The sequence below is a fragment of the Stenotrophomonas sp. I18B00994 genome (assembly GCF_014145825.1).
In the GTDB taxonomy this organism is placed as follows: Bacteria; Pseudomonadota; Gammaproteobacteria; order Xanthomonadales; family Xanthomonadaceae; genus Stenotrophomonas; species Stenotrophomonas maltophilia.
Genome location: NZ_JACIUW010000032.1, coordinates 22,814 through 36,276, shown reverse-complemented (window position 1 = coordinate 36,276; position 13,463 = coordinate 22,814). Strand labels below are relative to the sequence as shown.

The 13,463-nt window shown below is 67.1% G+C and carries 16 protein-coding genes; 10 read left to right on the top strand and 6 right to left on the bottom strand.

The window, feature by feature from the left end; all coding sequences use genetic code 11:
* The coding region (locus H4O10_RS21225) for an integrase core domain-containing protein (RefSeq protein WP_182681053.1) at window positions 1-121 on the top strand (121 nt) is incomplete at its 5' end.
* A 67-nt stretch (window positions 122-188) separates the two neighbouring features.
* Here H4O10_RS21225 and yegS read toward each other — a convergent pair.
* The 4 genes from yegS to H4O10_RS21205 all read right to left on the bottom strand — a co-directional run bounded on the left by yegS (window position 189) and on the right by H4O10_RS21205 (window position 3,029).
* Window positions 189-1,127 (bottom strand): lipid kinase YegS, encoded by a 939-nt coding sequence (gene yegS / locus H4O10_RS21220; RefSeq protein ID WP_049454133.1) that lies wholly within the window; start codon window positions 1,125-1,127, stop codon window positions 189-191.
* A 326-nt stretch (window positions 1,128-1,453) separates the two neighbouring features.
* Window positions 1,454-1,936: a GNAT family N-acetyltransferase gene (locus tag H4O10_RS21215; RefSeq protein ID WP_180845656.1), complete on the bottom strand. Its 483-nt coding sequence runs from the start codon at window positions 1,934-1,936 to the stop codon at window positions 1,454-1,456.
* A 59-nt stretch (window positions 1,937-1,995) separates the two neighbouring features.
* The gene (gene rpe / locus H4O10_RS21210; RefSeq protein WP_049454135.1) at window positions 1,996-2,670 is read right to left on the bottom strand and encodes a ribulose-phosphate 3-epimerase; all 675 of its coding nucleotides are present in this window, start codon (window positions 2,668-2,670) and stop codon (window positions 1,996-1,998) included.
* 29 nt (window positions 2,671-2,699) lie between these two features.
* The gene (locus H4O10_RS21205; RefSeq protein WP_005411327.1) at window positions 2,700-3,029 is read right to left on the bottom strand and encodes a DnaJ domain-containing protein; all 330 of its coding nucleotides are present in this window, start codon (window positions 3,027-3,029) and stop codon (window positions 2,700-2,702) included.
* A 144-nt stretch (window positions 3,030-3,173) separates the two neighbouring features.
* Here H4O10_RS21205 and H4O10_RS21200 point away from each other — a divergent pair, with 144 nt between their 5' ends.
* The 8 genes from H4O10_RS21200 (at window position 3,174) to H4O10_RS21165 (ending at window position 10,981) form a co-directional block, all read left to right on the top strand.
* Entirely contained in the window at window positions 3,174-4,100 is a 927-nt protein-coding gene (locus H4O10_RS21200) for a phosphoribosylaminoimidazolesuccinocarboxamide synthase (protein WP_005414703.1), read from the top strand.
* Window positions 4,101-4,239: 139 nt separating this feature from the next.
* Window positions 4,240-4,725, top strand: a complete 486-nt coding sequence (locus H4O10_RS21195) for an Mpo1-like protein (RefSeq protein WP_005411329.1) — start codon at window positions 4,240-4,242, stop codon at window positions 4,723-4,725.
* A gap of 333 nt (window positions 4,726-5,058) precedes the next feature.
* Window positions 5,059-7,887 (top strand): monovalent cation/H+ antiporter subunit A, encoded by a 2,829-nt coding sequence (locus H4O10_RS21190; protein WP_049454136.1) that lies wholly within the window; start codon window positions 5,059-5,061, stop codon window positions 7,885-7,887.
* Entirely contained in the window at window positions 7,887-8,279 is a 393-nt protein-coding gene (locus tag H4O10_RS21185; protein ID WP_005414705.1) for a Na+/H+ antiporter subunit C, read from the top strand. Before H4O10_RS21190 ends, H4O10_RS21185 begins: the two co-directional genes overlap by 1 nt.
* Entirely contained in the window at window positions 8,276-9,811 is a 1,536-nt protein-coding gene (locus tag H4O10_RS21180) for a monovalent cation/H+ antiporter subunit D (protein WP_049454138.1), read from the top strand. The genes H4O10_RS21185 and H4O10_RS21180 overlap by 4 nt, the downstream gene beginning before the upstream one ends.
* On the top strand, window positions 9,808-10,314 hold the full coding sequence (locus tag H4O10_RS21175; protein WP_005411333.1) for a Na+/H+ antiporter subunit E: 507 nt from the start codon (window positions 9,808-9,810) through the stop codon (window positions 10,312-10,314). The genes H4O10_RS21180 and H4O10_RS21175 overlap by 4 nt, the downstream gene beginning before the upstream one ends.
* Window positions 10,311-10,595 (top strand): K+/H+ antiporter subunit F, encoded by a 285-nt coding sequence (locus H4O10_RS21170; protein ID WP_005411334.1) that lies wholly within the window; start codon window positions 10,311-10,313, stop codon window positions 10,593-10,595. The genes H4O10_RS21175 and H4O10_RS21170 overlap by 4 nt, the downstream gene beginning before the upstream one ends.
* Window positions 10,592-10,981 carry a Na+/H+ antiporter subunit G gene (locus H4O10_RS21165; protein ID WP_012481450.1) on the top strand — a complete coding sequence of 130 codons (390 nt, stop codon included), beginning with the start codon at window positions 10,592-10,594 and terminating at the stop codon, window positions 10,979-10,981. Before H4O10_RS21170 ends, H4O10_RS21165 begins: the two co-directional genes overlap by 4 nt.
* 74 nt (window positions 10,982-11,055) lie before the next feature.
* On the opposite strand, the gene H4O10_RS21160 is transcribed toward H4O10_RS21165, so the two are convergent.
* Both H4O10_RS21160 and H4O10_RS21155 read right to left on the bottom strand, forming a co-directional pair.
* Window positions 11,056-12,015 carry a sodium:calcium antiporter gene (locus H4O10_RS21160; protein WP_049454140.1) on the bottom strand — a complete coding sequence of 320 codons (960 nt, stop codon included), beginning with the start codon at window positions 12,013-12,015 and terminating at the stop codon, window positions 11,056-11,058.
* Window positions 12,016-12,088: 73 nt separating this feature from the next.
* Window positions 12,089-12,745, bottom strand: a complete 657-nt coding sequence (locus tag H4O10_RS21155; RefSeq protein ID WP_049454142.1) for a hypothetical protein — start codon at window positions 12,743-12,745, stop codon at window positions 12,089-12,091.
* 125 nt (window positions 12,746-12,870) lie between these two features.
* Between H4O10_RS21155 and H4O10_RS21150 the strand changes: the two genes are divergently transcribed.
* Window positions 12,871-13,407: a hypothetical protein gene (locus H4O10_RS21150; RefSeq protein WP_033833880.1), complete on the top strand. Its 537-nt coding sequence runs from the start codon at window positions 12,871-12,873 to the stop codon at window positions 13,405-13,407.
* The last annotated feature ends 56 nt before the right edge of the window (window positions 13,408-13,463 follow it).

Sequence of the window (13,463 nt, the reverse complement as noted above, 5' to 3'; positions counted from 1 at the left end):
TGATGCCGTGCTGCCTGAATGGCTGCATTACTACAACTGGCACCGACCCCACATGGGGATCGGCAGCCAACCGCCTATTTCCAGAATCCCGCTGAACAACGTGGTGGGTTTACACAGTTAGTCGACTTGCGCGCGTAGCGCGGGGTTTTACGCCGTCGGAACGAGAAGCAGTCGACTAACAGTCGACTCTACCTCCCCTTCCCAGCCAGCAACGGGCAGCCAGCCGGCAGGTGCATCCGTACCCTGCCCGGCACGCACTCGATGCGGAACTGGCGGGCCTGTACCGGCTCGCCATCCAGATTGAGGGTCAGCGGGCGCTCGGATGCGACCTCCAGCCACGGCAGCCGCGCACGCGTGGCCAGCTGTTCCAGCGCAGCCTGGGTGCCTGACTTCAGCATCTGGCCGAGGGTGGCGGTGACCTCCCCTTCCAGCTCCGGAAGCACGGTCACATCCAGCAACCCATCATCGATCAGTGCCTGCGGGCACAACTGCTGGCCACCACCGGCCTGGCGACCATTGCCGATGCCGAGCGCAATGAAGTCGCCTTCCCAGGCGAAGTCCGGACCGGACAACCGTGCGGTGATCGGCTCGATGCGGCCGAGCTTGGCGATGCCGGTGATCACATAGGCCAGCCCGCCCAGCATCTTCTTCAAGCCCGCATCAGTCTCCACCGTCACCTGCGTGCCGAAGCCACCGCTGGCGAGATTGGCGCACCACCATTGCGTGCCATCGGCGTCCACGCGCAACAGGTCAATGGCGTGCGGCGCCGCCTGCCCGATCAAGGCGAAGGCCTCCTTCGGTTCGGTCGGTATGCCGGCCGCAGTCGCGAAATCGTTGGCGGTCCCCATCGGGATCAGCGCCAGCGAGGGCAGCGCATCTGCCAGCTCCTCACGATGCGCCAGTGTCTCGGCCACCGCACTGAGCGTGCCATCGCCACCGGCGGCCACGATCACATCCACGCCATGATCGATCGCCTCGGCGACATAGCGCTCGGCGTCACCGTCCTCCCAGGTCACCCGCACTTCCAGCTGCACGCCCTGCCCGCGCCAATGGCCGACGGCGTCGCGCAACTCATCATTGCCGGCGGATTTGCCGTTGAGGATCAGGCGCCAGCGCGGGGTGGTCATGCAGAGCTTCCAGGGATGCGGTGGCACAGGCTAGCAATGCGCTGTTTGCCTGCGGTGAATGTCACGCAGATGTCATTCAGCTACCGGAGAATGGGAGTCCATAGCAGGGACGACGGATGGAGGCAGGATCAGCCTCCCACGCATGCAGCGAGGCCACGCCAGTGATTGGCGTGGCTTTTTTTTGGGGTGTGCAGGGAGTGCGAACCAAGGTTCGCACCCACCAGGTTGCGGTTCGCTGCCCCCAGGTTGCGGTTCGCCCCCCCCCCGGGTTGCGGTTTGCACTCACCCGGTTGGTAGATCCACGCCATGCGTGGATGCACTTCGCTTCAACCGTTGGCGAAATCGTGCAGCGCCTGGCCCTGTAGCCGGTACACGGTCCACTCGTCCTGCGGCTTCGCACCGGCAGCGATGTAGAACTCGATGGCCGGGGTGTTCCAGTCCAGCACCGACCATTCGAAGCGACCGCAGCCCTCGGCCACGGCCTGGCGTGCGATGTACTTCAGCAGTGCCTTGCCGGCGCCCACGCCGCGCTTTTCCTGGCTGACGTAGAGGTCTTCCAGGTAGATGCCCTTGCGGCCCAGCCAGGTGGAGTAGTTGTAGAAGTACACCGCATATCCGATGGCCTCGCCGTCGGCTTCGCAGATCAACGCGCGCGCCGTGGCATCGGCGCCGAACAGGCTCTCGGCGATGCCGATCTCATCGGTCTGTACCGAATGCTCGGCCTTCTCGTAGATGGCCAGTTCGCGGATGAAATGCAGGATCAGGCCAGCATCGGCCACGGTGGCCGGACGGATGTTCAACAGTGCCATGCGCAGATAAAGGGGACGGAGGGAATTAAACGAGATTAATCCCCTCCGTCCCCTTTTTGTCAGCGTGCCGCAGCGACGTTGGCGCGCATCTGCGCGATCACGTCCTGGTAGCTGGTCTTGGCGTTGAAGATGGCCGAGCCGGCGACAAAGGTGTCGGCACCGGCAGCCGCGATCTCGCCGATGTTGTCGGCCTTCACGCCGCCGTCGATCTCCAGGCGGATGTCCTTGCCGCTGGCATCGATCATCCTGCGCACCACCTTCAGCTTGTCCAGCGCCGAGGGGATGAAGGCCTGGCCACCAAAGCCCGGGTTGACCGACATCAGCAGCACCAGGTCCAGGTCCTCCAGCACCCAGTCGAGGATGTCCACCGGCGTGGCCGGGTTCAGCACGATGCCCGGCTTGCAGCCCAGCGAGCGGATCAGCTGGATGGTGCGGTGCACGTGGCGGCTCGCCTCCGGGTGGAAGCTGATGTAGGTGGCACCGGCCTCGGCGAAGTCCGGGATGATGCGGTCCACCGGCTCGACCATCAGGTGCACGTCGATCGGCGCGGTCACGCCGTGCTTGCGCAGCGCCTGGCAGACCATCGGGCCGATGGTCAGGTTCGGCACATAGTGGTTGTCCATCACGTCGAAGTGGACCCAGTCCGCGCCAGCGGCGAGGACGTTGTCGACTTCCTCGCCGAGGCGGGCGAAGTTGGCGGACAGGATGGAGGGGGCGATGAGGCAGTGGGACATGGCCGGGCCTTGCAACGAGGGGAAAGGGGTCAGCGCTTGCGCAGGGTCTTGATGCGGTCGTAGGCGGCGTTGATGCGCCGCGACTTCTGCTCGGCCTGCTGCTGCAGCTCGGGGGCGGCGCCGCCAAGCTTGTCGGGGTGGTACTGCGAGATCAGCTTGCGGTAGGCGCGCTCGACCTCGGCATCGGTGGCCTCGGAGGTCAGCCCCAGCTCCCGGTACGGATTCTCCTTGTTCAGGCGGAACCAGTCCGAATCGAAGGCATGGCCGATCAGCAGGCCGACCACCGCCCCGAACAGCGGATTGGGCCGGAACAGCAGGGCGCCGGCGATGAATCCGAGCAGTTTTCCGTACCAGCGCATGGCGCTCCGGGGTCGACCGACGAAATGGACGCTCATTTTACGTCACAGCGGGCCCGGACGGCTTTACACTAGGCCGCCCGCTGGTCAGCGGGCCCGCCGGGTCCGTTGGGCAGCAGCCGTATCGACAACGCCCCAGGAGTGCCCGTGCCAACCACGCTGTTGCAATCCGATCTCCCCGGCCTGCCCTTGCGCCATCGCGGCAAGGTGCGTGATGTGTTCGATATCCCGCGCGAGCGGCTGCCAGCCGGAACCCCGCCGGGCGAGTACCTGCTGATGGTGGCCACCGATCGCCTGTCGGCGTTCGACGTGGTCCTGCCCGACCCGATCCCGGGCAAGGGCGAGATGCTCTGCCAGGTCTCCAATTTCTGGTTCGCCAAGACCGCGCACCTGATGCCCAACCACCTGACCGGCATCGACGTGGCCAGCGTGCTGCCCGAAGGCGTGGACCCGGCCCTGTATGCCAAGCGCGCGGTGGTCACCCGCAAGCTGAAGCCGGTGCCGGTGGAAGCAATCGCCCGCGGCTACCTGATCGGCAGCGGCTGGAAGGATTACCAGCGCACCGGCAAGGTCAGCGGCATCGACCTGCCCGACGGCCTGCGCCAGGCCGAGCAGCTGCCCGAGCCGATCTTCACCCCCTCGACCAAGGCCGCTGTCGGCGACCATGACGAGAACATCGATTTCGATGCGATGGTGAAGCAGGTCGGTGCGGAGCTGGCCGAGCGCGTGCGCGACGCCACCCTGCGCATCTACAAGTTCGCGGCCGATTACGCCCGCGAGCGCGGCATCATCCTGGCCGATACCAAGTTCGAGTTCGGTACCGACGCCGATGGCCGCCTGTACATCATGGACGAGATGCTGACGCCGGATTCCTCGCGTTACTGGCCGGCCGACGAGTACGAAGTGGGCACCAGCCCGCCGAGCTACGACAAGCAGTTCGTGCGTGATTACCTGGAGACGCTGGACTGGGGCAAGACCGCGCCGGGCCCGACCATCCCGGCCGAGATCATCGAGCGCACCCGCGCCAAGTATGCCGAGGCACTGCAGCGCCTGGCCGGGATCAGCGTCGACTGATCCCCCTGCGCCCCCGGCCGGAAAGGCGGGGGGCGCGTTCGGTAGTGCCGGCCGCTGGCCGGCAACCTCATGAACTCGGCTATGCTCTGGAGTGCCGGCCAGCGGCCGGCACTACCGTTGTCCGAGGAAGCAACGCAGCATGCAGACATCCACCGAGCTTGCGCGGCCGATCGACCGCTATTTCGCCAGCTACTCCGACGACCACCGCAATGTGATCAACCAGCGCATCCACGTGGTGGCGGTCCCGGCGATCCTGTGGTCGGTGGTGGCTCTGCTCTGGTGCCTGCCGCCGCTGATCACCTGGTTCCAGTACGGCATCTGGTCGGCGTTCGCGATGTTCAGCGCCTGGTGCTTCTACAACAAACTGTCGCGCCCGCTGGGCATCGGCATGCTCATCCAGTTCTTCGTGTTCGGCTGCCTGTGCCGCCTGCTGGAGGCCGAAATCGGCCTGCACAACCTGTTCTGGCTGGCGGTGGGCGTGTTCGTGGTGGCCTGGATCGCGCAGTTCATCGGCCACAAGTTCGAGGGCCGCAAGCCCAGCTTCCTGACCGACCTGACCTACCTGCTGATCGGCCCGGCCTGGGTGATGGCCAAGTTCTACCGCAAGCTCGACTGGCGCTACTGACCTGCCCAGGGTCGACGGCGCCCCTCGTTTCCTGAACGGGCAGATTCCATCACCCGCACTCCACGACGGCCCTGCCAGCCTGCGCCGGTGATCCGCTCCCCACTTCCCGCCCGTCGACGGCAGCCCCTGTGCGACAGGGCCTGCGGTCTCCCTGCGTGGGCGTAGGGCGTCCCCTGAGGGCAAGCGAGGAGAAGACGCAGGAACGCGATGTTGCGTCGCAGAAAATATGAATCAGCGGACGTTACATGCAATTGATCGCTGTTCGATGGGTTTCAGCGACATTTCGCAGCCTGTTATCCTCCCTGACCTGCTCGTGAATCATGGATTCCCTGCATGCTCCCCAGCCTGCCCCTGCTGCTGGCCCTGCCGTTCCTGATGGCAGCGGCTGTTGCGGCCTTCCCCCGTAGTTCGCGCTCGACTGCTGCCTGGCTGGCGGCGCTGGCGCCGTTGGGCGGACTGGCCATCCTCGGCTGGTTGACCCCGTCCGTACTCGACGGCCAGGTGGTGCGGACGATGGTCCCTTGGCTGCCGCAGATCGGCCTGGACTTCACCCTGCGCCTGGACGGGCTGGCGTGGATGTTCGCCGGGCTGGTGCTGGGCATCGGCGCGCTGGTGGTGCTGTACGCGCGCTACTACCTGAGCCAGCAGGACAACGCGCACCGCTTCTACTGCTACCTGCTGCTGTTCATGGGCGCCATGCTGGGCATGGTGCTGTCGGGCAACCTGCTGTTGCTGATGATCTTCTGGGAAATGACCAGCATCAGCTCGTTCCTGCTGATCGGTTTCTGGTCGCATCGCCAGGACGCCCGCGAGGGCGCGCGGATGGCGCTGGTGATCACCGGCGGCGGCGGCCTTGCGCTGCTCGGTGGCGTACTGCTGATCGGGCGCATCGTCGGCAGCTTCGACCTGGACGTGGTGCTGGCCGCCGGCGAGCAGATCCGCGCCAGCGCGCTGTACCCGTACGCGCTGTTCCTGGTGCTGGCGGGCATCTTCACCAAGAGCGCGCAGTTCCCGTTCCATTTCTGGCTGCCGCACGCGATGGCCGCGCCCACTCCGGTCTCTGCCTACCTGCATTCGGCCACCATGGTGAAGGCCGGTGTGTTCCTGCTGGCGCGCCTGCATCCAGCGCTGGCCGGCAGCGACCTGTTCTTCTACACGGTCAGCGGCATCGGTGCGATCACGCTGTTGATCGGCGCTTGGAACGCGATCTTCCAGCACGATCTGAAAGGCCTGCTGGCTTATTCGACCATTTCCCATCTGGGCCTGATCACCCTGCTGTTCGGCCTGTCCACGCCGATGGCGGTGGTGGCCGGTGTGTTCCACATCCTCAACCACGCCACCTTCAAGGCCTCGCTGTTCATGGCCGCCGGCATCATCGACCATGAGACCGGCACCCGCGACATGCGCAAGCTGGGCGGCCTGCGCAGGCTGATGCCGTTCACCAGCGCGCTGGCGATCATCGCCTCGCTGGCGATGGCCGGCATCCCGCTGCTCAACGGCTTCCTGTCCAAGGAAATGCTGTTTGCCGAGGCGATCACGGCCGGAGGCCCGGGAATCATGCGCACGGCGGTGTCGATCGCCGCATTGCTGGCTGGCGTGTTCGGGGTGGCCTACAGCCTGCGCTTCGTGCACGACACCTTCTTTGGCGCCGGCCCGCACGACCTGGATCGCGTGCCCCACGAACCACCGCGCTGGATGAAGGTACCGGTGGAACTGCTGGTGGTGATCTGCGTGGCAGTAGGCATCGCCCCGGCACTGACCGTGGCACCGGTGCTGCATGCCGCTGCGGCGTCGATCCTCGGCAGCGCCATGCCCGAGTACAGTCTGGCGGTATGGCACGGCTTCAACCTGCCGCTGGCAATGAGCGCGATCGGCGTGATCGGCGGCGTGGCGCTGTACTTCGGCCTGCGCAAGCTGATCAACCTGCATGCCGTGACCAACGTCAGCACTGGCCGCAATGTGTTCCATGCACAGCTGGATGCCGTGTCCGCACTGGCCATGCGCCTGACCAACGGCATCGCCAACGGCAGCCTGCAGCGCATGCTGCTGGGCCTGGTGCTGGTGGCGATCGCAGTTGCCGCCGCGCCATTCGTGGCAGATCCGGCGTCGCCAAACTGGACCGCGCCACAGCCGATGCCGCTGCTGGGCTGGGCGCTGTGGCTGGTGATGATGGCCTGCGCGGTGGCAACCCTGCGCATCTACAAGCAACGCCTGCTGGCGGTGCTGCTGGTCGGCGGCGTCGGCCTGATGGTGGCGCTGACCTTCGTGTTCCTGTCCGCACCCGACCTGGCCCTGACCCAGCTGCTCGTGGAGATGGTGACCCTGGTGCTGATGCTGCTGGGCATGAACTACCTTCCCGCGCAGTCCGGGCCGGAACGTCCGCGCTGGCGCAAGCGCCGCGATGCGGTGATCGCGATCATCGCCGGCGCCGGGCTGGGTGCGCTGGCCTATTCGGCGATGACCCTGCCGCCGAACACCATGGCCGGCGAACTGCTCGCCCGTGCGTTGCCCGAGGCCTACGGCCAGAACGTGGTCAACGTGATCCTGGTCGACTTCCGCGGCTTCGATACCTTCGGCGAGATCACCGTGTTCGGCATCGCCGCGCTGGTGGTGCACGCACTGCTGCGCCGCACGCGGATGGCACCGGAACAGATCATGCCCGGCCCGCCAATCAAGCTGCCGGTGCCGGCCGACCTGGCGCAGATCATGTTCCCGCTGACGCTGACCGTGTCGATCTTCCTGTTCCTGCGCGGCCACAACGCGCCCGGTGGTGGCTTCATCGCCGGCCTGGTGCTGGCGGTGCCGCTGCTGATCCAGTACGTGATCCAGGGCACCGCGTCGGTGGAATCGCGCTTCGGCTTCGACTACATCCGCTGCATTGGCATGGGGCTGCTGATCGCCCTGCTCAGCGGCAGCGCCTCGATGCTGTTCGGCGTGCCGTTCCTGACCAGTGGCCACCTCGACCTGCATCTGCCATTGATCGGCGACGTGCCGCTGGCCAGCGCGATCGGTTTTGACATCGGCGTCTATCTGGTGGTGTTCGGCGGCGCCATGCTGATGCTGTCGATGATGGGCACGATCAAGCCCTCGCGTACCCGCGCTGCCCGCAAGGGTGAGATCGACCTGCAACGCCGTTCGGCCCGCACCGGGGAGATGCACTGATGGAACTGGCCCTGGCTACCGCGATCGGCGTGCTGACCGCCATCGGCATCTACCTGCTGCTGCGTGCGCGCAGCTTCGACGTGATCCTCGGCATGACCTTCCTGTCCTACGCCACCAACCTGCTGATCTTCGCCGGTGGCCGCGTGGTGCTGGGCAAGGCGCCGGTGCTGCAGGAGGGCGTGGACAGCCATCTGGGCAACTACACCGACCCGCTGCCGCAGGCACTGGTGCTGACCGCGATCGTGATCGCCTTCGCGATGACCGCAGTGAGCATCGTGCTGGCCATGCGCAGCCGCAGCGACAACCACAGCGACCATGTGGACGCCCACGAGCCCGACGACGACCTGCAGGATGAGAGCGCCTCGCCGCGCCAGGGCGAGGACCGCGCATGAACCATCTGGTGATCCTGCCGATCCTGATTCCGCTGCTCGGCGCCGCGCTGTCGCTGTTCGTCGAACACCGCCGCTACGGCCCCAGGGTGCAGCGCGCGGTCGCGTGGACCTCGCTGTCGGCGCTGGCGCTGGCGGTGGGCCTGCTGTTCGCGTCGACCGCGGGCGGTGACATCAACGTCTACCTGCTGGGCGACTGGCCGTCGCGGCTGGGCATCGCGCTGGTGGCCGACCGGCTGTCGGCGTGGATGCTGCTGACCACCCTGCTGCTGGCCATTCCCTGCCTGCTGCATGCCTGCTCGGGTTGGGACCGCCGCGCACCGCACTTCCATGCACTGTTCCAGTTCCAGCTGGTCGGCCTCAACGGTGCGTTCCTGACCGGCGACATCTTCAACCTATTCGTGTTCTTCGAGGTGATGCTGATCGCCTCCTACGGCCTGCTGCTCAGCGGTGGCCGCGGCCTGCGCATGCGCATCGGCCTGCACTACGTGGTGTTCAACGTCACCGCCTCGACCCTGTTCCTGATCGCGCTGGGCCTGCTGTACGCCACGCTGGGTTCGCTGAACATGGCCGAGCTGTCGCAGCGCATTGCCGCGGTGCCGCCGACGCAGCTGACCCTGGTGAAGGCCACGATGGGCCTGTTGCTGCTGGTGTTCTGCGCCAAGGCCGCGCTGATGCCGCTGTACCTGTGGCTGCCGGAAGCCTATTCGCGCGCGCCGGCCGCAGTGGCGGCGCTGTTCGCGATCATGACCAAGGTCGGCCTGTATTCGGTGCTGCGCATCCAGATGCTGTGGTTCGGCGATGACGCGGGCGCGATGGCCGGCTATGGCCGCGACTGGCTGCTGTGGGCCGGCGTGGCAACGCTGGTGCTGGGTGGTCTGGGTGCGCTGGCCGCGACCCGCCTGCGCGTGCTGATCTCCTACCTGGTCATCGTGTCGGCAGCCACGCTGTTCGTCGCCTTCTCGGTGGGCACGCCGCAGGTGCTGTCGGCCGGCCTGTACTACCTGCCGCACAGCAGCTTCGTGGCCGCTGCGCTGTTCCTGGTTGCCGACCTGATCCGCCGCCGCCGTGGTGGCGCCAGCGACCGCAAGGAGGTGGTGGCGCCGATGCCAGGCAAGGAAACGCCGGCGGTGCTGTTCCTGATCGGGGCAGTGTCGGTGGCCGGCCTACCGCCTCTGTCCGGCTTCCTGGCCAAGGCCGCGCTGCTGGCCGGCATGCCGGCGCAGTACACCGGCCCGGTCTGGACCGCCGTGCTGGTCAGCAGCCTGCTGGTGATCATGGGTCTGACCCGCGGCGGCATCCGCCTGTTCTGGCGCGTGCCGCCGGTCGATCCCGATGCACCGAAGCCGCGCAAGGCTCCCCTGCGCCGGGTAGAACTCTACGCCGCCTGCCTGCTGCTGGCCTACGGCATCGGCATGACCCTGGCCGCGGCACCGTTGATGCGCTACACCGACGCCACCGCCGCACAGCTGCTGCAACCCAGCGAGTACGTGCAGCAACTGCGTGCGACCACGCCGGAGATCCGCCAGCCATGACCGCCCAGCGCTCCCTGTTCCGTCGCCTGATTCCCTCGCCGATGCTCAGCATCATGGTGGTGGCGTTCTGGCTGCTGATGTCCGACAGCTTCACCCTCGGCCAGATCGTGCTGGGGCTGCTGCTGGGCGTGGTGGTGCCGCTGTTCGCCGCGCGCCTGGACCGCGAGTTCGCCCGTATCGGCACCCTGCGGCCACTGCCCAGGCTGGTGTGCGTGACCCTGTGGGACATCCTGATGTCCAACATCCGCGTCGCCCTGCAGGTGCTGGGCCCGGAAAAGAACATCCACCCGGGTTTCATCTGGCTGCCGCTGGACATCGCCAACATCCACGGCATCGCCGCGCTGACCAGCATGATCACCCTGACCCCGGGCACGGTCTCGGCCGCGCTCAGCGACGACCGCAAGTTCCTGCTGGTGCATGTGCTGCACCTGGAGGACCCACAGGACCTGATCGATACGATCAAGCGCCGTTACGAGGCGCCGTTGATGGAGATCTTCCCATGACCGGTTTTGAAGTCATCCAGACCACCCTGGTGGTATGCATGCACGTGGTCGGCCTGGCCATGCTGCTGGCCACCTGGCGCCTGCTGCGCGGGCCGACCGTGCCCGACCGCATCCTTGCGCTGGATACCCTGTCGGTGACCGCGATCGCCGAGCTGATGCTGTTCGGCATGTACCTCAATTCGCCGATCTACTTCGAGGCGGCGCTGATCATCGCCATGCTCGGCTTCGGCAGCACCGTGGTGCTGAGCAAGTTCGTGCTGCGCCGGGACATCGTCGAATGATCACCGCGATCCAGATCGGCCTGTCGATCCTGCTGCTGTTCGGCTGCTTCTTCATCCTGGTCGGCGCACTGGGCCTGGTGAAGCTGTCGACCTTCTTCAAGCGCCTGCACGCGCCGACCAAGGCCAGCACGCTGGGCGTGGGCTGCGTGCTGGTGTGCTCGGTCTGCTACCACATCTTCCTCGGCCAGGACCCGCAGCCGCGCGAGCTGCTGATCACCGTGTTCCTGTTCATCACCGCACCGATCAGCGCGCACATGATGGCCAAGGCCGCGCTGTCGCTGCTGATGGAGACCCGCCCCACCCTGCCAGGCAACGAACGTGCCGCCGAGGAGCAGCTGCCGCCGCCGGAGCCGGTGCGGGAAGAAGAAACCACGCAGAACCGGTAGTGCCGGCCGCTGGCCGGCAGTGGCAAGGGTTCCGTCAGAGGCAGTGAGGTTGCCGGCCAGCGGCCGGCACTACCTCATGCCGCGCCGACCAGCAGCAGTTCCAGCACGAACCAGCCGACAAACGCGACCAGCAGGATCACACCTTCGCCGCAGCTGATCTTCAGGTCGCCACGCAGCATCGGGTACAGCACCAGCGCGAACGCCAGCAGCGCCGGCAGTTCCAGGCGCACGAACGAGGCCGGCAGCGCCAGCGGCTGCAGCACGGCCATCGCACCGATCACCAGCAGCAGGTTGACCACGCTGGAACCCAGCACGTGGCCCAGCACCATGTCGCCATGCCCGCGACGCGCGGCGGCGATGGCGGTGGCCACCTCCGGCAGTGCGGTACCGATCGCCACCGGCAGCAGGCCGACCAGCAGGGGCGTCCAACCCAGGGCGGCGCCGAAGTCGGCGGCGGCGCCCACCACCAGGCGCGCGCCCCAGTACAGCGTCAACGCGGCAATCAGCACGCGCAGCACGTTCAACGGCAGGCTGGTGCGGCTCAGTGCGGACTCGGCGATGGCCACCTGCACCTCCGCGCTCTCGCTGCGACCGCGGCGCAGCAGCAGCACCTGCACCACGATGAAGCCGACCAGCAGTATGCCGCCTTCCCAACGTGCCAGGCCGCCATCAAGCCCGAACAGGATCAGCAGCACACCCGCCGCCAGCAGCGACCACCACAGCACCGTCTGCAGGCGCGCGCACAGCAGCAGGGGCGCAGCCATGGCCGCCACGGCCAGGGTCACGCCCAGGTTGACGATGCTGCTGCCCACCGCGTTGCCCAGTGCCAGCTCCGGTTGGCCCACCGCCAGGGCGCGCGCGTTGACTGCCAGTTCCGGCAACGAGGTGGTCACCCCGAGCAGCAACAGCCCGGCAGTGAATGGGCTGGCCCCGAAACGCTGGGCCAGGCCGGACACGGCCTTGACGATAGAATCCCCGCCCAGCGCCAGCAGCAGCAGGCCGAGCAGGAACCAGGCAATGGCAATGGCGATCATCGAGCACTCCCCCAGCGGTCGTGGCGCGATTCTACGCTTGGCCCGTACGCGCGGCTGGGCCGTGGATCAAGGATCAGCCACAGCCTTCCGCATAATCGACCTGCGGGGTCTGTCCGACGCGCCAGGCACCCACCCGGCCATCGGCACCGAGTGCGAAGTCGATCACCGCCCCGCCCTCCTGCGCCGGGCGCACGCGCAGGTGCTGGGCCTTCTCGTCATACTTGTCGGGGCCGACGTCCGCGCGCTCGGGATACAGCACCTGCAGCTCACCCAGGGTCATGCCGACCTTGCCACCGCCCGGTGCGGTGATGGCGGCGCTGCGCACGTCGTAGCGCACCAGCTTGCGGCCCTCGATCATCAGGCGCGGATCTTCGGCATCCTGCGGGCGCAGGAAGTAGCAGCCTTCGTTGCTGTCGTCAGCCGGCAGTGGCTTGCCGGCCGCATCGGTGCCCAGACCCTGCAGCGGCGTGCCGAAGCCGGCACGGACCTCGGCGATGCCGGCACCCAGCTTCGCCCCAGCGAAGCCATCCAGGCGCGCGGGACTGTCCTCGCGACGGTCATTGGCTGGACGGGTGGCCAGGTCGGGATCCGTCGACTGCGCGGGTCCGGTCGCCGAGGCGGTTTCCGCCGGGGTGTCGCTGCCGCTGCCGGCCGCCCCCTGCTTGTCGGGGCCAGCACTGCAGGCGGTGAGCGAAAGGAGCAACAGACCAGCAAGCGGAAGGTGCTTCATCGGTGCGGTTCCCTGGCACAAGGATGGCTGCACGCTAGCCCATCCGGTGTGCAGGCGCTGCATTGTCATCGCGGTTTCATCGCCTTCGTTCAGGCTCGGCGAGCACCGACCTGGCCGTCCCTTCCATGCAACCGCGCAAGACCGATCTCGCCCGAACCGCGCTGCAGGCCCACCGCGCGCCGCTGGACATGCGCCAGCGCCGGCTGCTGATCCTGTGCGACGGCCAGCGTACCGTCGCCGACCTGACCGGTCTGCTCGGCCAGGAAGCACCGGCGATGGTCATCCAGCTGGTACAGGCGGGGTACCTGAGCACCGGCACGGGCGCCACGACCCCAGCACCGTCGACCGCAGCCGCGGTAGCGCCGGTGCCCGCGCCGCCGGCAGCGACACCTGCTGCACCCGCGGTCGAACGCCGGCGCTCACTGGTGGCAGCGCGCATCTACGTGCTGGGCATCCTGGAAATGCAGCGGCATCCACAGGCGGCGGCGCTGTTCCGCGACCTGCAGCAAGCGCGTGCGGAGGACGAGGTGCTGCAGCGACTGCAGTCGGCAATGCAGCTGCTGCCCACGCTCACTTCGGATGGCTATTGCCAGCGCGTACGGCAGCGCCTGCTGGAGGCGTTGCCATTGGAGCATTGCGACGCGTTCGCCGAGGTCGCCTGAAGAAAAAGGGGACGGAGGGGATTAAGTCGTTTCAGGCAAACGTGTGCTGATTGCGG

Coding starts and splice junctions, on each gene's coding strand:
- H4O10_RS21195 (WP_005411329.1), top strand. CDS start 4,240: ATGCAGACATCCACCGAGCTTGCGCGGCCGATCGACCGCTATTTCGCC.
- H4O10_RS21180 (WP_049454138.1), top strand. CDS start 8,276: ATGAACCATCTGGTGATCCTGCCGATCCTGATTCCGCTGCTCGGCGCC.
- H4O10_RS21185 (WP_005414705.1), top strand. CDS start 7,887: ATGGAACTGGCCCTGGCTACCGCGATCGGCGTGCTGACCGCCATCGGC.
- H4O10_RS21165 (WP_012481450.1), top strand. CDS start 10,592: ATGATCACCGCGATCCAGATCGGCCTGTCGATCCTGCTGCTGTTCGGC.
- H4O10_RS21205 (WP_005411327.1), bottom strand. CDS start 3,029: ATGCGCTGGTACGGAAAACTGCTCGGATTCATCGCCGGCGCCCTGCTG.
- yegS (WP_049454133.1), bottom strand. CDS start 1,127: ATGACCACCCCGCGCTGGCGCCTGATCCTCAACGGCAAATCCGCCGGC.
- H4O10_RS21155 (WP_049454142.1), bottom strand. CDS start 12,745: ATGAAGCACCTTCCGCTTGCTGGTCTGTTGCTCCTTTCGCTCACCGCC.
- H4O10_RS21175 (WP_005411333.1), top strand. CDS start 9,808: ATGACCGCCCAGCGCTCCCTGTTCCGTCGCCTGATTCCCTCGCCGATG.
- H4O10_RS21170 (WP_005411334.1), top strand. CDS start 10,311: ATGACCGGTTTTGAAGTCATCCAGACCACCCTGGTGGTATGCATGCAC.
- H4O10_RS21215 (WP_180845656.1), bottom strand. CDS start 1,936: ATGGCACTGTTGAACATCCGTCCGGCCACCGTGGCCGATGCTGGCCTG.
- H4O10_RS21150 (WP_033833880.1), top strand. CDS start 12,871: ATGCAACCGCGCAAGACCGATCTCGCCCGAACCGCGCTGCAGGCCCAC.
- rpe (WP_049454135.1), bottom strand. CDS start 2,670: ATGTCCCACTGCCTCATCGCCCCCTCCATCCTGTCCGCCAACTTCGCC.
- H4O10_RS21160 (WP_049454140.1), bottom strand. CDS start 12,015: ATGATCGCCATTGCCATTGCCTGGTTCCTGCTCGGCCTGCTGCTGCTG.
- H4O10_RS21190 (WP_049454136.1), top strand. CDS start 5,059: ATGCTCCCCAGCCTGCCCCTGCTGCTGGCCCTGCCGTTCCTGATGGCA.